Source organism: Reyranella sp., assembly GCF_965279465.1.
Lineage (GTDB): Bacteria > Pseudomonadota > Alphaproteobacteria > Reyranellales > Reyranellaceae > Reyranella.
The window spans coordinates 2660212-2676669 of record NZ_OZ257242.1; the positions used below are offsets into that span (position 1 = coordinate 2660212).

Sequence of the window (16458 nt, forward strand, 5' to 3'; positions counted from 1 at the left end):
AAACGTTCCAAACTGGAATCTTAACCGGAGCGTTTCATGCTGACCATTGGCGACAAGTTTCCTTCCTTCGACCTCAAGGCGGTGGTGAGCACCGATGCCAAGACGGCCTTCACGCAGGTCAACGACAAGACCGACGCGGGCAAGTGGAAGGTCGTGTTCTTCTGGCCGAAGGACTTCACCTTCGTCTGCCCGACCGAGATCGCGGCCTTCGGCAAGCTCAACAAGGAGTTCGTCGAGCGTGACGCCGTCGTCTACGGCGTGTCGACCGACAGCGAATTCGTCCATCTCGCCTGGCGCCAGAACCACGCCGACCTGAAGACCCTGCCGATCGCCATGCTGGCCGATCTCAAGCGCGAGCTGTCGACGGCGCTCGGCATCCTCGACAAGAGCGAGGGCGTCTGCCTGCGCGCGACCTTCATCGTCGATCCCGAAGGTATCATCCGCTTCGTGTCGGTGAACGACCTCTCGGTCGGCCGCAATCCGCAGGAAGTGCTGCGTGTGCTCGATGCGCTGCAGACCGACGAGCTTTGCCCCTGCAACTGGCAGAAGGGCGAAGAGGTCCTGAAGGCCGCATAAGGAGGCGATCATGTCGATCGACACGCTGAAGGACCGGCTGCCGGACTATGCGCGCGACGTGAAGCTCAATCTATCGAGCCTCGCGTCCGAGCAGCTCCTGACGCCGCAGCAGAAGGCCGGCAGCTTCATCGCTGCTGCGCTTGCTGCCAACCACGCACCGACCACCCAAGCCGTGGTCGATGCCTTCTCGGGCGATCTCTCGCCCGAGGCGCTGAACGCCGTCAAGATCGCAGCATCGCTGATGGCGATGAACAACATCTACTATCGCTTCGTGCATCTCGTGCACGCAGCCGACTACAAGACCCTGCCGGCCAAGCTGCGCATGACCGCGATGGCCAAGCCGGGCGTCGACAAGGCCGACTTCGAGCTCTGGTCGCTGGTCGTCTCGGCCGTCAACGGCTGCGGCATGTGCCTCGAGGCGCATGAGAAGGTGTTGCGCGACCACGGCCTCTCGGCCGAGCAGGTGCAGGCCGGCGTACGGATCGCCGCGACGGTCCATGCCGCCGCCCGCACCCTGGCGGCCGAGGAGGCCTTGACGCCGGCCCTCGCGCAGGCGGCGTAGCTTACTCCGGCTTGACGCCGGCATCTTGGGCGACCTTCTTCCAACGCCTTATTTCGGCGGCGATATAGCCGCCGAAATTCTGTGGGGTGCCTGGAGTCGCCCCGGCGCCGAGGATACCGCTCGCGCCGGCGCCTCAGTAGTCCGAGCTCGCAGTCACCGGTTCCTATGCGGCGACTGGCGGATGCCAGTGCCGTACTGCTCGGAGAGTTCGAGCAGAGCGTGATAGGCGCGCCGCTGTTCGGCGGTCATGAGCCGTTCTTCAACCGGCAACTTGATCTCATGAAAAGCTTGGCTTGTTTCGACGCTGTACCACGCGTGGTGGTCGGACCGGCCAGCATACAACTGCATTGCATCTCTCCTCATGAATGCAACCATCATATGTTAATTAGCGGGAGGAAAGGAGGTCGCTGTGGGGGTACCCCTTTCGGGTAGTGTGCGCGGCCGCCGGATAGCGGACTGTCGCGATAGTAAGTCACATTAGGAAACTATTGGGTCGCGGTATCGATGGTGCCGCGCAGTGCCACGCTGCCGCTGGCGGTGCACGGCCCGGCCTGCAGACAAGGCGCCACCATCTGACCAGGAGAGACGGTCTGGGACGTGCTCGGCCACGATCTTGCCCGACATGGAAGCCGCACGCGGCTCACCTCACACTCGCTGCGTCGACGAAGCCTGTTCCATCCGGGCCGGGTGGGTGAAATGGTGGGCTGGGGTTCCGACATCACGTGAGATCTCAAGAGTAGGCATTTTCCGACTAGATCGAGAAGCGAAACTCCGCGTCCTTCAAGAAACAGAGGTGAGTCATGTCCACTGCCCAGCCCGCGAACACGTACCAGCCCAAGGGCATGCTGATCGGCGGCAAGTGGGTCGCCAGTGCTTCCGGCGCGCACTTCACTGTCGAGAACCCGGCCAAGCGCAAGGGGATCACCGATGTGCCGCGCGCCGACGCGGCCGATGTCGATGCCGCGGTCGAGGCCGCCGACAAAGCCTTCGCATCGTGGAAGAAGGTCGTGCCGCGCGAGCGTGGCAAGCTGCTGCTCAAGATCGCAGAGGCGATCCAGGCGCGCACCGAGGAACTGGCTCGCACCATTGCGCTCGAAACCGGCAACGCGCTGCGCACCCAGGCGCGTGGCGAGGCCAACATGACGGCCGACATCTTCCGCTATTTCGGCGGTCTCGCCTCGGAGCTGAAGGGCGAGACCGTGCCGCTCGGCGAGACCGTGCTGTCCTACACCCGACGCGAGCCGATCGGCATCGTCGGCGCGATCATCCCGTGGAATGCGCCCGTCATGCTGGGCGCGCTCAAGATCGCGCCCGCGCTGTGCGCCGGTAACGTGATGGTGATGAAGGCGGCCGAGGACGCGCCGATGGGTGTGCTGATGATGGCCGACATCTGCCAGGAGTTCCTGCCGCCTGGCGTGCTGAACGTTTTGACCGGCTATGGCGCGGAAGCCGGCGGCGCGCTCGCCAACCACCCCAAGGTGCGCAAGCTCTCCTTCACCGGCTCGACCGAGGTCGGCAAGATCATCATGCGCGCGGCGGCCGAGCGCATCGTGCCGGTGTCGCTCGAGCTCGGCGGCAAGAGCCCGTCGATCGTCTATCCCGACGCCGACGAGGACTGGGCGGTCGACGGCATCATCAATGCGATGCGCTTCACCCGGCAAAGCCAGAGCTGTACGGCTGGATCGCGCCTGTTCCTGCACGAGGACATCTTCGACAGCTTCCTCGAGAAGCTCGAGAAGAAGACGACCGCGCTCAAGATCGGCGATCCGCTCGACGAGGCGAGCGACATCGGCACCATCATCAACAACAAGCAGTACACCAAGGTCTGCAAGTACGTGCAGGACGGCCTCGACCGCTCCGACGCCAGGCTGGTGTTCGGTGGCCTGCCGCCCAAGACCGGCCCGCTGAGCGAGGGCTACTTCACCATCCCGACCGTCTTCGCCGATCGCTCGAACGACTGGCGCCTGGCGCGCGAGGAGATCTTCGGGCCGGTGCTGGTCGCGATCCGCTGGAGCGACGAGGCCGAGGCCATCCGCATGGCCAACGACAGCCACTACGGCCTCGCGGCCTATGTCTGGACGCACGACATCGGCAAGGCCCTGCGCGCCGCGCACGCAATCGAGTCCGGCTGGGTCCAGGTCAACCAGGGCGGCGGCCAGACGCCGGGCATGTCCTACGGCGGCTACAAGCAGAGCGGCCTCGGCCGTGAATTCTCCCTGGAGGGCATGCTCGACAGCTTCACGCAGAGGAAGAGCGTGACGGTGAATCTGGCGGTGTGATCAGACGCAGGGTGATCTGGGATCTGATCAGAGAGTCCGATCAGAAAAGCACTTGGTAATGAGGTTTTCCCTCCCCCGCGAAGCGGGGGAGGGAGGCTCTATGAGGCAGCTCTAATGAGGCGGCTCTACAATTCAGCTCCCGCCTTACACCGGCACCTTCTGGTGGAAGTCAGTCGCACCCTGGTAGGCGTGGCCGATGCGGTAGAGCATGGCTTCGTCGAACGGGCGGCCGACGAGTTGCAGGCCGATCGGGGCGCCGTTCCTGTCGAAGCCGCAGGGCACCGATAGCGCCGGCACGCCGAGCGTGTTGAACGGGCGGGTGAGGCCGGTGAAGCCGGCGACCATCTTGAGCACGGCCGGGCCGCCCTTCTCCTCGGTGTCGGTCTCCTCGATCGTGGGAATGGGGAAGGGGATCGCCGGCAGCACGATGGCATCGACGCCGGCCATCGAGGTCGCCAGGAACTCCGCCACGAAATGCGCGCGCAGGCGCAAGGCGTCGATGTACTGCGTCGCCGGGATGAAGAAGCCCGCCTCCATGCGCGTGCGCACCTGGTTGGCGTAGAGTTCAGGAGTCTTCTCCATCCACGGCCGGTGCATGGCAGCGGCCTCGCACTTCACCATCACCTCGGCCGAACGGTAGAGCGCGGTGAAGTCGGGCAAGATCACGGTCGAGATCTTCGCGCCCAGGCGGCCGAGCACGTCGGCGGCGGACTGCACCGCCGCACCCACCTGCGCATCGAGCGGCGCGGGGCCGTCGGTCGGCAAGGCGAGGCCGATCTTGAGGCCGGCGACGCCGCCGTCGAGCAGCGCCTCGTAATCCGGCACCGGCTTTTCGCTGGTTGTCGAATCGTTGGGATCGTAGCCGGCGAGCACCGCCAGCATCCGCGCATTGTCGCGCACCGTGCGGGTCAGCGGCCCGACATGGTCGAGGCTCCAGGAGCGCGCCACGGCGCCGGCGCGACTGACCCGCCCGTAGGTCGCCTTCATGCCGACCACGCCGCAGGCTGCGGCGGGCAGGCGGATCGAGCCGCCGGTGTCGGAACCCAGCGCGCCGAACACCATGCGCGCACCGACCGAGGCTCCCGAACCACTCGAGCTGCCACCCGTCACGCGCGTCTGGTCCCACGGATTGCGGCAATGGCCGTGATGCACGTTGTGGCCGGTCGGGCCCGCCGCGAACTCAGCCATGTTGAGGAAGCCGAGCTCGACCACGCCGGCCGCGTCGAGCTTGTCGAGCACCGTCGCCGTCACCGGCGCGCGCCAATCCTTGCGGATCGCGCTGCCGCCGGTCGAGAGCTCGCCCTTGCGGTAATACATGTCCTTGTGCGCCATCGGCACGCCGTGTAGCGGCCCGCGGCGCTTGCCGGCGGCAAGCTCGGCGTCCATCGCCTTGGCCTGCGCCAGCGCCTTCTCCTTGTAGATCCTCAGGAAGGCATTCACCCGCGGCTGCCAGATCTCGATGCGGGCCAGGCAGGCTTCCGTCGCTTCGACGGAAGTGATGCGCTTCGCCGCGATAGCGTCTGCGATTTCGCTCAGCTCCCAAAGCGCGAGATCATCGTTCCTCATGAGCGCGCTTCCTTGGCCATGATGCTCGCGAACGCCGCGGGATCGTCGTCGAAGGTGAGGCGGGTTTCGGCTGCCTTGCGCACCGCGTCGTTCAGCACCTCGACCTCGGCGGCAATCTCCGCCAGCCGCTTGTCGTCGTACTTCAGCCCTTGTAGTCCCGCGGCGATGCCGGCCGCCGTCTTCGTCTTGTCATCCATCTCGATCTCCCGTCAGAAGCGCAGCTTGCGTTTGGCGAGCCGCGCCTGGTCCTCGGCCGTGAAGGTCATGATCTTGCGGATCTTCTGGTCGAACTTCATCCCCACCGCCTCGGCGCAAGCAGCAAGCATGCCGCTCTCGGCCTCGAACAGGAAGTGCGTGAACTTGAGCACCTTGTCGCTGAAGTCCGCGAGCCCGCTCATCACGACGACGAGGTCGCCGGCATGCAGCGGCCGCCGATAGTGGTTCAACATCTCGACCACGACCGAACCTTCTCCGCGCTCCTGCATTGCCGTGCGATCGAAGCCGAGATGATTCCACAGCCACGGCGCGCCGTCGGAGTAGCGGCCGAACTGGTGGCGCGGCAGGAACTCGCCGTGCTCGTCGCATTCGCCGGGCTTCACCACCGTGCGCCCGACATCGATCAGGCCGGTCCTCGCCGCCTGCGCGAGCGACAGCTCGGGCAGGGCGAGTTCGCCGACGCTGCGCGGCCGTGCATTGGCCGGCAGCGCCACCCGTGCCTTTTCCGCACGCTCACGCATCGCGGCGGGCCAGGGTTCGTCGCTTACGACACGGCGGCGGATCGTCGAGGCGACGGTGCCGTCGGCCGGGTTGCGGACTTCATGGTAGAGGGTGAGCCCGTACTCCGAGATCTCGACGGGCGCTGAGCGGACCTCGACGGAATCGATGACCCGGAACTCGCGCAGATAGCGAATATGGTCGTCCACGATATGCAGGGTTGTGCCGGCGACGCGCTGCGCGCGCGGTCCGAAGCTCAGCTGGTGAAGCAGGTGAGCCGACGCCTCGTGGCCGAACTCGGTATAGTGCTGCACGTTCAAATGGTCGTTTTCGTCGCACTGCCAGGTGTTCACGGCGGTAGCGAAAGTCGGGACGAGTTCGGCTGAAGACACGCGAAACACTCGCTTTTCGTTGTGGATGGCCGCCTCAAATGGCCGAAAAAGCCCCAGAAATCGACATTTTTCGCGCTTTGAGGGCTTGCGGGACCGCGATTCGTGGATAACCTTGGGGTGTCAGCGCTTCCTGGGGCGTCAGGAGACGCTGGCGAAACAAAAAATGTAAGGACCCCTCCACCATGGCTACCGCAACCAAACCCGCTGCTCCGACCGTCCCGCTGTCCAAGGTCGCGGCCGAATTGGCCGAGAAGACGGGCATGACCAAGAAGGACGCCACCGGCGCCCTCGACGATTTCGTCGGCCTGGTCGTGAAGCACCTCAAGAAGGGTAACAAGGTCCGCATCACGGGCCTCGGCATCCTTCAGGTGCGCGCCCGTCCGGCTCGCATGGGCCGCAACCCCGCCACGGGCGAGGCGATCAAGATCAAGGCGTCGAAGAAGGTCGCCTTCCGCGTCGCCAAGGATCTCAAGGAAGCGATCTAGGCGCTTCATCCAGGAATCGGGCGGGCATCGGCACACGACCGAGCCCGCCCTTTTCTTTATCCGGCTCTCTCGTAAGTTTGTAAATTTGTCGATCGCGCGGAGCCGCGCTGCCCAGCGAGACAGGCTACAAGCCTCTCCATTGAAAAAATCACCCGCTCGGCGGTGCAAGAGTAAGTGCTCGCATCGACGATGAACGACGTGATTGGTATTGAGAATCATTCGCATATGCGCTAAGGGCCCGTGATGGCCCGATTGGCGGGCCGCCAGGGAAGCCCGGACAGCTGTGCCTGCGAATGCACTCACGATCTTTTCGGAGAACCGGCGCGCCTTGATCGACTATGCGGCGGGCATCGTCGGCTCGCGGGCGCAGGCGGAAGATCTCGTCCAGGAAGCCTGGGTGCGCTTCGATGAAGCGACGGGCCGCCAGTTCCTCAACGAGCCGCTGAACTATCTGTACCGAATCGTTCGCAACCTCGCGCTCGACGGCAAGCGCCGGCTCGACGTCGAGAAGCGGATATTCAAGGGCAGTGCCGAAGAGGCGATCGCTGCCTTTCCCGATGCGCGGCCGACAGCGGAAGCCGTCGTCGTCCACAAGGACGATCTCCGTCTGCTGCAGGAAGCCCTGCGGGAATTGCCGAATCGGACGCACGTCGCCTTCGAGATGCATCGCCTGAAGGGCTGCAAGCTGCACGAGATCGCCGCCGTGCTCGGCATCTCGGTGACTGCCGCACAGCTCCTCGTCATGGACGGGCTCGAGCACTGCAAGCATCGGCTCGGTTGGCCGTAGAGAAGACACCTCACTATTTTGGTAATCGAGGGCGGATGCCTCGTCTTACAGTGTAGGGCCTCTACGTCGCCCGCTGAAAAGTGCACTATGCTTGCCGTGAGGGATGGAATGAGATCTGCGCCGGAGCCGGCGGCAACGCGTGCCTCACGGGAAGCTTCTGCCTGGTTGATCATGCTGCAGGAGTCGCCGGATGATGTGGCGTTGCGTCGGCGCTTCGAGGCATGGAAGATCACCAGCCTTCCGAATGCGCGGGCTTGGGCGGCCGTTCAGCATCTCACGCAGGTCGCCGCCGCCGTGCAACCCGAGCTGGCGGCCGAATGGGAGCCGCTGCTCGCGAGCCACCGTGCCGCCGAGCGCGCGGCGAGGGTGCAGGCGAGGGGTTCGCCGGATCGCAGATTTGGCCGAGGGCATCGGCGCGCAAGGCTTGCGGCAGCCGCCGTCGCCATCGCTGCCTGCCTTGGGCTGGTGGTCGGGCCATCGCTGATTCTCCGCCTGCAATCCGACGCCGTTACCGACACGGCTGAAATCCGCCAGCTGGACCTTCCGGACGGAAGCCGGATCACGCTGGCGGCAGGAAGTGCGGTGGCGATGTCCTACGCCGCCGACCTGCGGCGCGTCGATCTTCTCAAGGGCGAGGCCTTCTTCCAGGTTGCGCCCAACGCCTCGCGCCCGTTTCGCGTTGGAACAAGCGACGTCGAGAGCACGGTGATCGGGACACGCTTCGATGTCCGTCGGGATTCGGCAGGCGTCAAGGTAACCGTTGAGGAGGGCACCGTCGAAGTCACCTCTGCAACCGCAGGCAGAACCGTCCATACTCTCGGACCTGGCGAGGCGATCCATCTGTCCTGGCAGGGCGGCGCGTTGCGCTCGAGCGTTCCACCGCAGCTCGTTGCCGCCTGGCGCCGGCGACAGCTCATCCTGCAGGACGAGCCTCTGCGCGATGCGGTGGCGCAACTACGTCCCTACTACGGCGGCACCATCGTGCTTGCCGACGACGCGCTGGCAGGCAAGCCGATCACAGGGGCGTATAACCTGAATGACCCCGAGGATGCCTTGCGCGGCATGGCGCGCGCGCACGGCGCCGTCGTCCGCCGCGTCACTCCGTGGCTGATCGTAATCTCGTCGTCCTGACCGTGCTCGTCGGCAGTATTTTGGGAAACGTCTTTTGCTGGCTCGTCCTTTTGAATGGGGGTGAGTGAGAGGCGCGCGTTGCGCGTGTTCACCCCGATGGAGATCGGGGTGAAGACCAGTGTACGGCTGCGCCGGAAGATTCCGGCTGTGACGATCGCGATGGCGTCCGTCGTTTGCGCGCTTCCAGCGGAGGTGCTCGCACAAGACGGCCAGGCGCCGGCGGCCATCGCCCAGGCCACCGAAGCGCGTACCTTTGACATCCCTCCGCAGCCGCTTGCGGCGGCCTTGGGCATCTTCGGCCAGCAGTCCGGCCGCCAGATCACGGTCGATGGCGCGCTCGTCCGCAACATCAACACCCCGGGCGTTCAGGGCTCGATGGTGATCGGCGCGGCACTCGATCGCCTGCTGTCGGGCACGGGACTTACCTACTCGCTGCCCAGCCGCACCACGATATCCATCCATCGTTTGGCTGGTGCCGGCGATCAAGGCGCGTTGCAGCTTGACCCGGTGCGCGTGCAGGCCGCCACGCCGCCACAGGCGCTGATCGACAACGTGCCGCCGCCCTATGCCGGCGGGCAGGTGGCTACCGGCAGCCAGCTGGGCCTGCTCGGCAACCGCGACGTGATGGACACGCCGTTCAATCAGATAAGCTACACCGCGCGCAAGGCACAGGACCAGCAGGCGCGCACGGTACGCGATGTGCTGGTCGATGATCCCTCGATCCGACCCCTCTGGCCGACCGGCGGCAGCCTCGACGAGACGGTATGGATTCGCGGCTTTTCGGTCAGTAGCCTCGACACCGCCTTCAACGGTCTCTACGGCATCCTGCCGGTCGCCTCGGTCCCGGCGGAGATAGCCGAACGGGTCGAGGTGCTGAAGGGGCCGAGCGCAATGCTGAACGGCATGCCGCCGGGCGGCGGCATCGGCGGCACCATCAATGTCGTCCCCAAGCGCGCTGGCAGCGAGCCGCTCAACCAGGCGACTGCGGGTTACGGCTATTCCGGTCAGTTCAGCGGCCACGTCGACTTCGGACGCCGATTCGCGCCGGACGAGTCGATCGGCCTGCGCTTCAACGGCGTCTTCCGCGCGGGCAACACCGCTGTCGACCGCAACACCGAACAGGTCGGGGTGGGCTCGCTCGGCCTCGACTTTCGCGGCGAGCGGGTGCGGTTGTCGGCCGACCTGGGCTTCCAATTGCAGTACATCGGCGGCCTCGTCTCCTTCGTGGCGCCTGATGTCGGCGTGGCCGTCCCGGCGGCGCCGCGCAACTCGTCGAATTTCGGGCAGACCTGGACCGACACTGCCAAGCGCGATCTTTTCGCCGTGGTGCGCGGCGAGATCGACGTCACGGAAAGCATCACCGCCTACGCCGCGTTCGGCGTGCACGACAACCGCGTCATGAGCTTCGCGGGTGGCAGCCCCGTAGCAACCTCCGCCGACGGCACCATCGTGCAGTCGCCGTTCCGGCAAGCCGTCTACAATACCTTCCTGACCGGCGAGGCCGGGGTGAGGGCGCTGTTCGACACGGGCCGATCGGCCACGAGCTCGCCGTCAGCGCCACGACCCTGCAGCAGGAGGCAGGCGCGGGCTCGGTCAACGGCACGGCCTTTACCTCGAACATCTATTCGCCCAACCTGATCGCGCGGCCCGACCTCGCCATGCCGACGGCAAACAAGGTGAGCCTTCTGATCCTTTCAGGCTTGGGGTTTGCCGATACGTTGTCGGTTGCCGACAAGCGCATCCAGCTCACCGCCGGGGGGCGCCTGCAGAACGTGCGGGCAACGAACTACGACGCCGCGACCGGTGCCCAGACATCGGCCTACGATCAGGACGCCTTCTCGCCGGCCTTTGCACTGGTCTTCAAGCCGTGGCGCGACGTGTCGATCTACGGCAACTGGATCCAGGGTCTGCAGCCCGGCGAGGTCGTGCCGGCCGGCTTTGCCAACGCCGGGCAGGCCTTCGCGCCGTACAAGGCGAACCAGCTCGAGGTCGGATTCAAGATCGACTGGGGCAAGCTGACGACGACGGTGAGTGCCTTTCAGATCACGCAGCCCGTCGCGATCGTCGACACTGCGAGCAACAGCTACGTCCCGGCTGGCCAGCAGCGCAACCGAGGCATCGAGTTCAATTTATTCGGCGAGCCCACGAAGGGTGTCCGGGTGCTGGGCGGGGCGATGTTTCTCGAACCGATCCTGACGCAGACGCAGGACGGCCTGACCGACGGCTGGCAGGCGTTCGGGACGCCGAACGTCCAGGTCAATCTCGCCGGCGAATGGGATGTGCCCTTCGCACGTGGCGAGACGGTGAACGGGCGCATGATCTACACGGGGGCGCAGTACATCGACACGTCCTATCCGCGCCGCACGATCCCCGATTGGGCGCGCTTCGATGCCGGTGTGCGCTATACCTTCGACAATGCGCAGAGCCCGACCGGCAAGCCGGTGACGCTGCGTCTCAACGCCGAGAACCTGCTTGGGGCGAGCTATTGGGCGACGTCCTTCTATGGGTATCTCATCCAAGGCGCTCCCCGTACCTTCAAGCTGTCGGCGACGGCGAGCTTTTAGCGAGCCTGCGCCTCGGACCGACAAGACAGGCGTCTGGACGGCAGGGGCCCGTCCGCAATTCCGCGCTCACCGCGAGCTTCGGAACAATTCCGGCTTCGGTCCCGCAGCTTGGATGTCTGGCGCCCGCCGGCATCCGTGTGCCAAACTCCCCGCGATACTGGGGTGGACCTGCATTGCGCGTTCTTGCGTTATCGATCCTTTGCCTGTGCGGGCTTGTGGCCGAGGTCAGGGCGGACATCATTCCGGGAAGCCAGCGGACCATCCAGGGTTGGACCCTCGACGCGCATGATCAGCCGGGCAAGGGCTTCTCCCACTGTACGATCTTTGCGCGCTATCGCAGCGGGATCATGATGATCTTCTCGATCAGCGCGCAGCGGCGCTGGAACGTCGGTTGGCTTTATCCGTCGTGGAACTTGCGGCCCGGCCAGCAGATCCATCTGCGCTATTCGATCGATGGCGGTCCGCCCGCCGAGCTTGCGGCGGCCGCGAAGAACAAGACACTGGTGGCCGCTGAGCTGCCGGCCAATGCGAGCCTGTTCGAGACGATGCGGCAGGGTCGCCAGATGACGCTCTTCGCGCCGGGAGGGCAGCTCGGCTTGAGCCTAGACGGGACCAGCATGGCGCTCGCCGAACTCAATTCCTGCGTCGACCGCTTCACGCGGCCGGGCTCCGCGCCTGCGCCGCTACCGGCCGCCCCGGCGACGCCGAGCCCACAGGCATCGGCACAGGGCAAGGGTGCCGCGGCGCCAACGGGAGGCCTGCCGCTGAAGCCCGGCTTCTACGTGAACGCCGACACGCCCTGCGGCAAGGCGAGCTTCGCGACGCTGTGGTACGTCGACCCGACCGGCGTGAGCATCGGGCATCAGGCGGGCACCTTCAGGAAGGTCGAGAAGATCGACCCGACCCGATATCGCGTCACCCAGGAACTGGTCGATCCGCGCGAATCCAAGCCGGAGACCATGACGGACGTCTATGTGATCGTGAACCCGACCACCTTCCGCTTCGGCGAGCATTCCGGCGCGACGGAAGCGCGCTACTGCCCGTCTTCGAGCATGCCGGAGCCCTGGCGGCGATAGAAATCGTTCTTCCCCGCGCTTGCGCGCGGGGAAGCAAGATCTACCCCCGCCCGAAGCTCTTGCGCACGGCCGCCATTGCCGAATCGGTGGCCTGCAGCGCGCGGTCGATATCGGCTTCCGTGTGCGCTGCCGACAGGAACATGTTGTGCTGCGGATGCAGCCAGGCGCCGCCGCGCAGGGCTTCGACGGTGAACAGCCGGCCCTTCTCGACCTGCGGATCGTCGGCGAACAGCACTGTCGGCATCTGCACCGGGCCGGTCTGCTTCAGCACCTGGCCGTGGGCGCTTGCCTGCGCGGCGAGGCCGTCGCGGAAGCGTTGGCCGATGCGCTCGATATGGGCGATCGTGTCGTCGCGCTCGAAGATCTCGAGCGTCTTGAGCGACGCCGCCATCGACGCCGCGCCGCACCAGAACGAACCGGTCATGAACACCGAAGCGGCGGCATCGCGGAACTTGTCGCTGCCGGTGACGGCGGCGAGCGTATGGCCATTGGCGATCGCCTTGGAGTAGGCGGCGAGATCGGGGCGCACGCCGACCGTCTCCCAGCTGCCGCCGAGATGCAGGCGGAAGCCCGCGCGCACGTCGTCGAGGATCAGGGCCGCGCCGGTCGTGTCGCACAAGGCGCGCACCGCCTGCGCGAATGCCGGCGTGGGAAGCTCCTGGTCGTGGCCGTAATCGTGCTTGAACGCCGAGGCGATGACACCCGCAATGTCGCCCTCGGCCGACAGCGCTGCGGCCTGCAGGCTGGCGACGTCGTTGTATTCGTAGTGCACCAGATGGACGCGGTCTTCGGCGGTCGTGCCGGCGGGATGCGGCGTGCACCACGGCGCCGATCCGTGATAGGCGCCGCGCGCGACCAGGATCTTCCGTTTCTTCGTCGCGGCCCGGGCGATCACGACGCACAGCGTCGTGGCATCGGTGCCGTTCCTCTGGAACAGCGCCCAGTCGGCATGGGCCACCATGCCGACTAGCTTTTCCGCCAGCTCGACCAGCCGCTCCGACGGGCCGGTCAGCACGTCGCCCAGCTTGCGTTGGGCATCGGCTGCCGCCTCGACCTCGCGATTGCCGTAGCCCAGCACCATCGGGCCGTAGGCGCACATGAAGTCGACATAGGCGTTGCCGTCGACGTCCCAGAGTGTCGCCCCTTCGGCGCGGGCGAAGAACTGCGGATAGCCGGGCGGCAGGCGCGCGACATTGAGGTGGCCGTACATGCCGCCGGGGATCACGCTTTTGGCGCGTGTCCGCAGGGCGGTATCGTTGGGAAGCGAATTGGAAATCATGGAACTCTTTGCCTGACAGGATGGCGCCTAGTATAGCCGGGCAACAGCCGGCCGCATGGAAACCTTCTCCATTCCCAAGATTCTCTTTGCCTTGATCTTCCCGCCGGCGTCGCTCGGCCTGGCGGCGGCCCTGGCACTGATCCTGGCGCTGTCCGGTTGGCGGCGAACGGCTCAAGGCGTGATGGCGCTGGGAGTCGCTCAAACGATAGTCCTCTCGTTCCAGCCGGTCGGCGACGCGCTCATGCGCCTGCTCGAGGACCGGGCGCGAGATGAGGAGCGACGGGCGCCAGCCTGCTGCTACGCGGCAATCGTCGTGCTGGGCGGCGGAATCTCGCCCGCCTATCCGCCCGAGCAGCCGCTGCCCGACCTGTCCGATAGCGCTGATCGTATCTGGCACGCCGCGCGGCTCTATCATCGCGGCCTGGCGCCCCGCATCCTCGTCAGCGGCGGCTCGTTTCTCGCCCGGCACGGCGGGCCACCGGCCACCGAGGCCGAAGCGATGCGCGCCTTCCTTCTCGATCTCGACGTGCCGGCTGAGGCGATCGTCGAGGAGCCCGGATCGCTGAACACGCTGGAGAATATCCGCAACGTGCGTGCCGCGGTCGGCGACGGCCTCGTGGCGTTGGTGACATCGGCCTATCACATGCCGCGCGCGTTGCGGATTGCCGCACAGGCGAAGCTCAACGCCGGCGCCTTTCCGACCGACTACCGGGCCACGCCTTCGGCGCGGTTGCCGTGGGACAATTGGCTGCCTTCGATCAACGGCCTGTACTCGTCGATCACGGCGATCAAGGAACTCATCGCCCTGAACCTCGATTTCCGACGTGCGAGTCCCATTCCATGACAGGTGCCTTTCGCCTCGACCGGCGCGCCGCGCTCGGCCTCATCGCCGCTCCGCTGCTGCTGCCGCTCGCGCGGCCGCCGCGGGCGCAGACGCTGGACAGGCTCTCCTTCCACACCGACTGGCGCGCCCAGGCCGAGCATGGCGGCTTCTACCATGCGGTCGCCGCCGGCCTCTACAAGGCGCGCGGTCTCGAGGTCGACCTGCGCCAGGGCGGGCCAAGCCTCAACATTGGACAGATGCTGCTGGCCGGCCGAGTCGACATGACCATGTCGAACAGCTTCGAGGCCTTCACCTACGTGCGCGTCGGCGCGCCGTTCTTCACCATCGCGGCGATCTTCCAGAAGGATCCGCAGGTCCTGATCGCCCATCCGGGCTCCGGGTTCGACAGCTTCGAGAAGATGAAAGGCCGGCCGCTGCTGATCTCCAACGGCAGCCGTTCCACCTTCTGGCCCTATCTGCGCAAGAAATACGGACTCTCCGATGCGCAGCTCCGGCCGTACAATTTCAATATGTCGCCGTTCCTCGCCGACCCCCAGGCGATCCAGCAGGGCTTCGTCTCGTCGGAGCCGTTCTCGATCGCCGAGGCGCTGGGCAATCAGCCCGAGGTGATGCTGATCGCCGATGCAGGCTTCAGCGCCTACCAGACCACGATCGCCACCTCGCGAGCGCTCGCGACGGAGAAGAAGGATATGGTGCAGCGCTTCGTCGACGCCACGCTCGAAGGCTGGGTGCAATATCTGCAGGGCGGGCCGGCGATCGAGGCGGCGAACGCGCTGATCAAGCAGCACAATCCCGACCAGACCGACGCGCGCATCGCCTACGCCATCAAGGTGCTGAACGAGCGCGGCATCGTGAATTCGGGCGAAGCGCTGACCGGCGGCGTCGGCGCCATGTCGGATGCGCGCTGGAAGAATTTCTACGATTCGATGACCGACGTCGACGTGCTCCCGAAGGGGCTGGACGTGCGGCAGGCCTATACGCTGGAATTCGTGAACAAGGGCATTGGCAGAAAGTAGGAGGACGCGATGGACGGGATGTTCAAGGTGACGGAAGAGCAGGGGATGCTGCGCGACCTCGTGAAGAAGTTCGTGCGCAACGAGCTGATGCCGCTCGAGAAGAACATCCTCGATCGCTTCGCCTCGGGCCAGCCCGCGGCGCTCAGCGACGAGGAGAACCAGAAGCTCTTCAAGCAGTGCAAGGATCTCGGCCTGTGGGCACTCGACGTGCCGGAGGAGGCGGGCGGCGCCAACCTGCCGGCGGTGGCGCTGGTCGGCGTCAACGAGGAGCTGGGTTACACCTGCGTGCCCTTCACCTTCCCGCCGGATTCGCCCAACCTGCACATGATGCTGCAGACGGTGACGCCGGAGCAGCGCAAGAAATACCTCGAGCCCTATGCCGCCGGCGAGACGACCTCGGCGATCGCCATCTCCGAGCCGGGCGCGGGCGGCGATCCGGCCGGCATGAAGACCCGGGCGGTGAAGGACGGCGATCACTGGTTGATCAACGGCCGCAAGATCTGGATCAGCCGCATCGCCAAGGCCGATTTCACGATCGTGATGGCGGTGACCGATCCCGAGCGCGGCTCGCGCGGCGGCATCACCGCCTTCCTGGTCGACAAGGGCACGCCGGGCCTGGTCGTGGCGCGCGCCATCCCGATGCTGGCCGGGCAGCGCACCTACGAGGTCGTGTTCGAGGATTGCCGCGTGCACGAGAGTCAGGTGCTGGGCCGCATCGGCGCCGGCTTCGCGCCGATGCAGCTCCGCCTCACCGTGCGCCGCCTGCAGATGGGCTCGTGGTGCATCGGCATGGCGCAGCGCGCGCTCGACATGATGGTCGAGCATGTCAGCCAGCGCGAGACCTTCGGCCAGAAGCTCGCCGATCGTCAGGCGATCCAGTGGTGGATCGCCGATGCCGCGACCAAGCTGCACGCCTGCCGCCTGATGGTGATGGATGCCGCGGTCAAGCAGGACGAGGGCCGCGACGTGCGTATGGAAGCCTCGATGATCAAGGTCTTCGCCACCGAGATGGCGACCGAGGTGATCGACCACGCCCAGCAGTCGTTCGGCGCGATGGGCGTCACCCAGGAGCTGCCGCTCGCCATCATGGCGCAGAAGGTCCGCACCATGCGGGTTTACGAAGGCCCGACCGAGGTGCACCGTATGGTCATCGCGCGCCGCGTTCTGGGCGGCCGCTAGGAGGCAGC

17 protein-coding genes are annotated in these 16458 nt (G+C 66.0%); 12 read left to right on the forward strand and 5 right to left on the reverse strand.

Going from position 1 to position 16458, the window contains the following annotated elements; translation table 11 throughout:
- Positions 1-36: 36 nt before the first annotated feature.
- Positions 37-576 (forward strand): peroxiredoxin, encoded by a 540-nt coding sequence (locus tag ACQY8M_RS13035; protein WP_428672588.1) that lies wholly within the window; start codon positions 37-39, stop codon positions 574-576.
- Positions 577-586: 10 nt separating this feature from the next.
- On the forward strand, positions 587-1138 hold the full coding sequence (locus tag ACQY8M_RS13040; protein ID WP_428672590.1) for a carboxymuconolactone decarboxylase family protein: 552 nt from the start codon (positions 587-589) through the stop codon (positions 1136-1138).
- A gap of 153 nt (positions 1139-1291) precedes the next feature.
- Here the strand turns inward: ACQY8M_RS13040 and ACQY8M_RS13045 are convergent, their stop codons facing one another.
- Positions 1292-1486, reverse strand: a complete 195-nt coding sequence (locus ACQY8M_RS13045; RefSeq protein ID WP_428672592.1) for a hypothetical protein — start codon at positions 1484-1486, stop codon at positions 1292-1294.
- Positions 1487-1938: 452 nt separating this feature from the next.
- Between ACQY8M_RS13045 and ACQY8M_RS13050 the strand changes: the two genes are divergently transcribed.
- On the forward strand, positions 1939-3417 hold the full coding sequence (locus ACQY8M_RS13050) for an aldehyde dehydrogenase family protein (RefSeq protein ID WP_428672594.1): 1479 nt from the start codon (positions 1939-1941) through the stop codon (positions 3415-3417).
- A gap of 144 nt (positions 3418-3561) precedes the next feature.
- Here the strand turns inward: ACQY8M_RS13050 and ACQY8M_RS13055 are convergent, their stop codons facing one another.
- Genes ACQY8M_RS13055 through ACQY8M_RS13065 form a run of 3 tightly spaced genes read right to left on the reverse strand, consistent with a single transcriptional unit; the run spans position 3562 to position 6089 of the window.
- Positions 3562-4983, reverse strand: a complete 1422-nt coding sequence (locus ACQY8M_RS13055) for an amidase (protein ID WP_428672596.1) — start codon at positions 4981-4983, stop codon at positions 3562-3564.
- A complete protein-coding gene (locus ACQY8M_RS13060; protein WP_428672598.1) occupies positions 4980-5180 on the reverse strand; it encodes a hypothetical protein in 201 nt (66 codons plus the stop codon). Before ACQY8M_RS13060 ends, ACQY8M_RS13055 begins: the two co-directional genes overlap by 4 nt.
- A 12-nt stretch (positions 5181-5192) precedes the next feature.
- Entirely contained in the window at positions 5193-6089 is an 897-nt protein-coding gene (locus ACQY8M_RS13065) for an acyl-CoA thioesterase (RefSeq protein WP_428672600.1), read from the reverse strand.
- Positions 6090-6271: 182 nt separating this feature from the next.
- Here ACQY8M_RS13065 and ACQY8M_RS13070 point away from each other — a divergent pair, with 182 nt between their 5' ends.
- The 6 genes from ACQY8M_RS13070 to ACQY8M_RS13095 all read left to right on the forward strand — a co-directional run bounded on the left by ACQY8M_RS13070 (position 6272) and on the right by ACQY8M_RS13095 (position 12132).
- Positions 6272-6574: an HU family DNA-binding protein gene (locus ACQY8M_RS13070; protein WP_428672602.1), complete on the forward strand. Its 303-nt coding sequence runs from the start codon at positions 6272-6274 to the stop codon at positions 6572-6574.
- A 328-nt stretch (positions 6575-6902) separates the two neighbouring features.
- Entirely contained in the window at positions 6903-7361 is a 459-nt protein-coding gene (locus ACQY8M_RS13075) for a sigma-70 family RNA polymerase sigma factor (RefSeq protein ID WP_428672604.1), read from the forward strand.
- A 108-nt stretch (positions 7362-7469) separates the two neighbouring features.
- Complete coding sequence (locus ACQY8M_RS13080) at positions 7470-8492, forward strand: FecR family protein (RefSeq protein WP_428672606.1); 1023 nt, start codon at positions 7470-7472, stop codon at positions 8490-8492.
- A gap of 84 nt (positions 8493-8576) precedes the next feature.
- The gene (locus tag ACQY8M_RS13085) at positions 8577-10130 is read left to right on the forward strand and encodes a TonB-dependent receptor plug domain-containing protein (protein ID WP_428675355.1); all 1554 of its coding nucleotides are present in this window, start codon (positions 8577-8579) and stop codon (positions 10128-10130) included.
- A 38-nt stretch (positions 10131-10168) separates the two neighbouring features.
- The gene (locus tag ACQY8M_RS13090) at positions 10169-11056 is read left to right on the forward strand and encodes a TonB-dependent receptor (RefSeq protein ID WP_428672608.1); all 888 of its coding nucleotides are present in this window, start codon (positions 10169-10171) and stop codon (positions 11054-11056) included.
- 215 nt (positions 11057-11271) lie between these two features.
- A complete protein-coding gene (locus tag ACQY8M_RS13095) occupies positions 11272-12132 on the forward strand; it encodes a hypothetical protein (RefSeq protein ID WP_428672610.1) in 861 nt (286 codons plus the stop codon).
- A gap of 40 nt (positions 12133-12172) precedes the next feature.
- On the opposite strand, the gene ACQY8M_RS13100 is transcribed toward ACQY8M_RS13095, so the two are convergent.
- Positions 12173-13411, reverse strand: coding sequence for an aminotransferase class III-fold pyridoxal phosphate-dependent enzyme (locus tag ACQY8M_RS13100; RefSeq protein WP_428672612.1), 1239 nt, complete (start codon positions 13409-13411; stop codon positions 12173-12175).
- Positions 13412-13466: 55 nt separating this feature from the next.
- Here ACQY8M_RS13100 and ACQY8M_RS13105 point away from each other — a divergent pair, with 55 nt between their 5' ends.
- The 3 genes from ACQY8M_RS13105 to ACQY8M_RS13115 are packed head-to-tail and all read left to right on the forward strand — an operon-like array spanning position 13467 to position 16450.
- Complete coding sequence (locus ACQY8M_RS13105) at positions 13467-14255, forward strand: YdcF family protein (RefSeq protein WP_428672614.1); 789 nt, start codon at positions 13467-13469, stop codon at positions 14253-14255.
- On the forward strand, positions 14252-15271 hold the full coding sequence (locus ACQY8M_RS13110) for an ABC transporter substrate-binding protein (protein ID WP_428672616.1): 1020 nt from the start codon (positions 14252-14254) through the stop codon (positions 15269-15271). The genes ACQY8M_RS13105 and ACQY8M_RS13110 overlap by 4 nt, the downstream gene beginning before the upstream one ends.
- A gap of 9 nt (positions 15272-15280) precedes the next feature.
- Complete coding sequence (locus ACQY8M_RS13115) at positions 15281-16450, forward strand: acyl-CoA dehydrogenase family protein (RefSeq protein WP_428672618.1); 1170 nt, start codon at positions 15281-15283, stop codon at positions 16448-16450.
- Positions 16451-16458: the final 8 nt, after the last annotated feature.

What these genes read in the sequence shown, in the direction of transcription:
- ACQY8M_RS13055 (WP_428672596.1), bottom strand. Translation starts at nt 4,983, where the DNA reads ATGAGGAACGATGATCTCGCGCTTTGGGAGCTGAGCGAAATCGCAGAC.
- ACQY8M_RS13050 (WP_428672594.1), top strand. Translation starts at nt 1,939, where the DNA reads ATGTCCACTGCCCAGCCCGCGAACACGTACCAGCCCAAGGGCATGCTG.
- ACQY8M_RS13100 (WP_428672612.1), bottom strand. Translation starts at nt 13,411, where the DNA reads ATGATTTCCAATTCGCTTCCCAACGATACCGCCCTGCGGACACGCGCC.
- ACQY8M_RS13070 (WP_428672602.1), top strand. Translation starts at nt 6,272, where the DNA reads ATGGCTACCGCAACCAAACCCGCTGCTCCGACCGTCCCGCTGTCCAAG.
- ACQY8M_RS13035 (WP_428672588.1), top strand. Translation starts at nt 37, where the DNA reads ATGCTGACCATTGGCGACAAGTTTCCTTCCTTCGACCTCAAGGCGGTG.
- ACQY8M_RS13115 (WP_428672618.1), top strand. Translation starts at nt 15,281, where the DNA reads ATGGACGGGATGTTCAAGGTGACGGAAGAGCAGGGGATGCTGCGCGAC.
- ACQY8M_RS13060 (WP_428672598.1), bottom strand. Translation starts at nt 5,180, where the DNA reads ATGGATGACAAGACGAAGACGGCGGCCGGCATCGCCGCGGGACTACAA.
- ACQY8M_RS13080 (WP_428672606.1), top strand. Translation starts at nt 7,470, where the DNA reads ATGAGATCTGCGCCGGAGCCGGCGGCAACGCGTGCCTCACGGGAAGCT.
- ACQY8M_RS13105 (WP_428672614.1), top strand. Translation starts at nt 13,467, where the DNA reads ATGGAAACCTTCTCCATTCCCAAGATTCTCTTTGCCTTGATCTTCCCG.
- ACQY8M_RS13110 (WP_428672616.1), top strand. Translation starts at nt 14,252, where the DNA reads ATGACAGGTGCCTTTCGCCTCGACCGGCGCGCCGCGCTCGGCCTCATC.
- ACQY8M_RS13045 (WP_428672592.1), bottom strand. Translation starts at nt 1,486, where the DNA reads ATGCAGTTGTATGCTGGCCGGTCCGACCACCACGCGTGGTACAGCGTC.
- ACQY8M_RS13040 (WP_428672590.1), top strand. Translation starts at nt 587, where the DNA reads ATGTCGATCGACACGCTGAAGGACCGGCTGCCGGACTATGCGCGCGAC.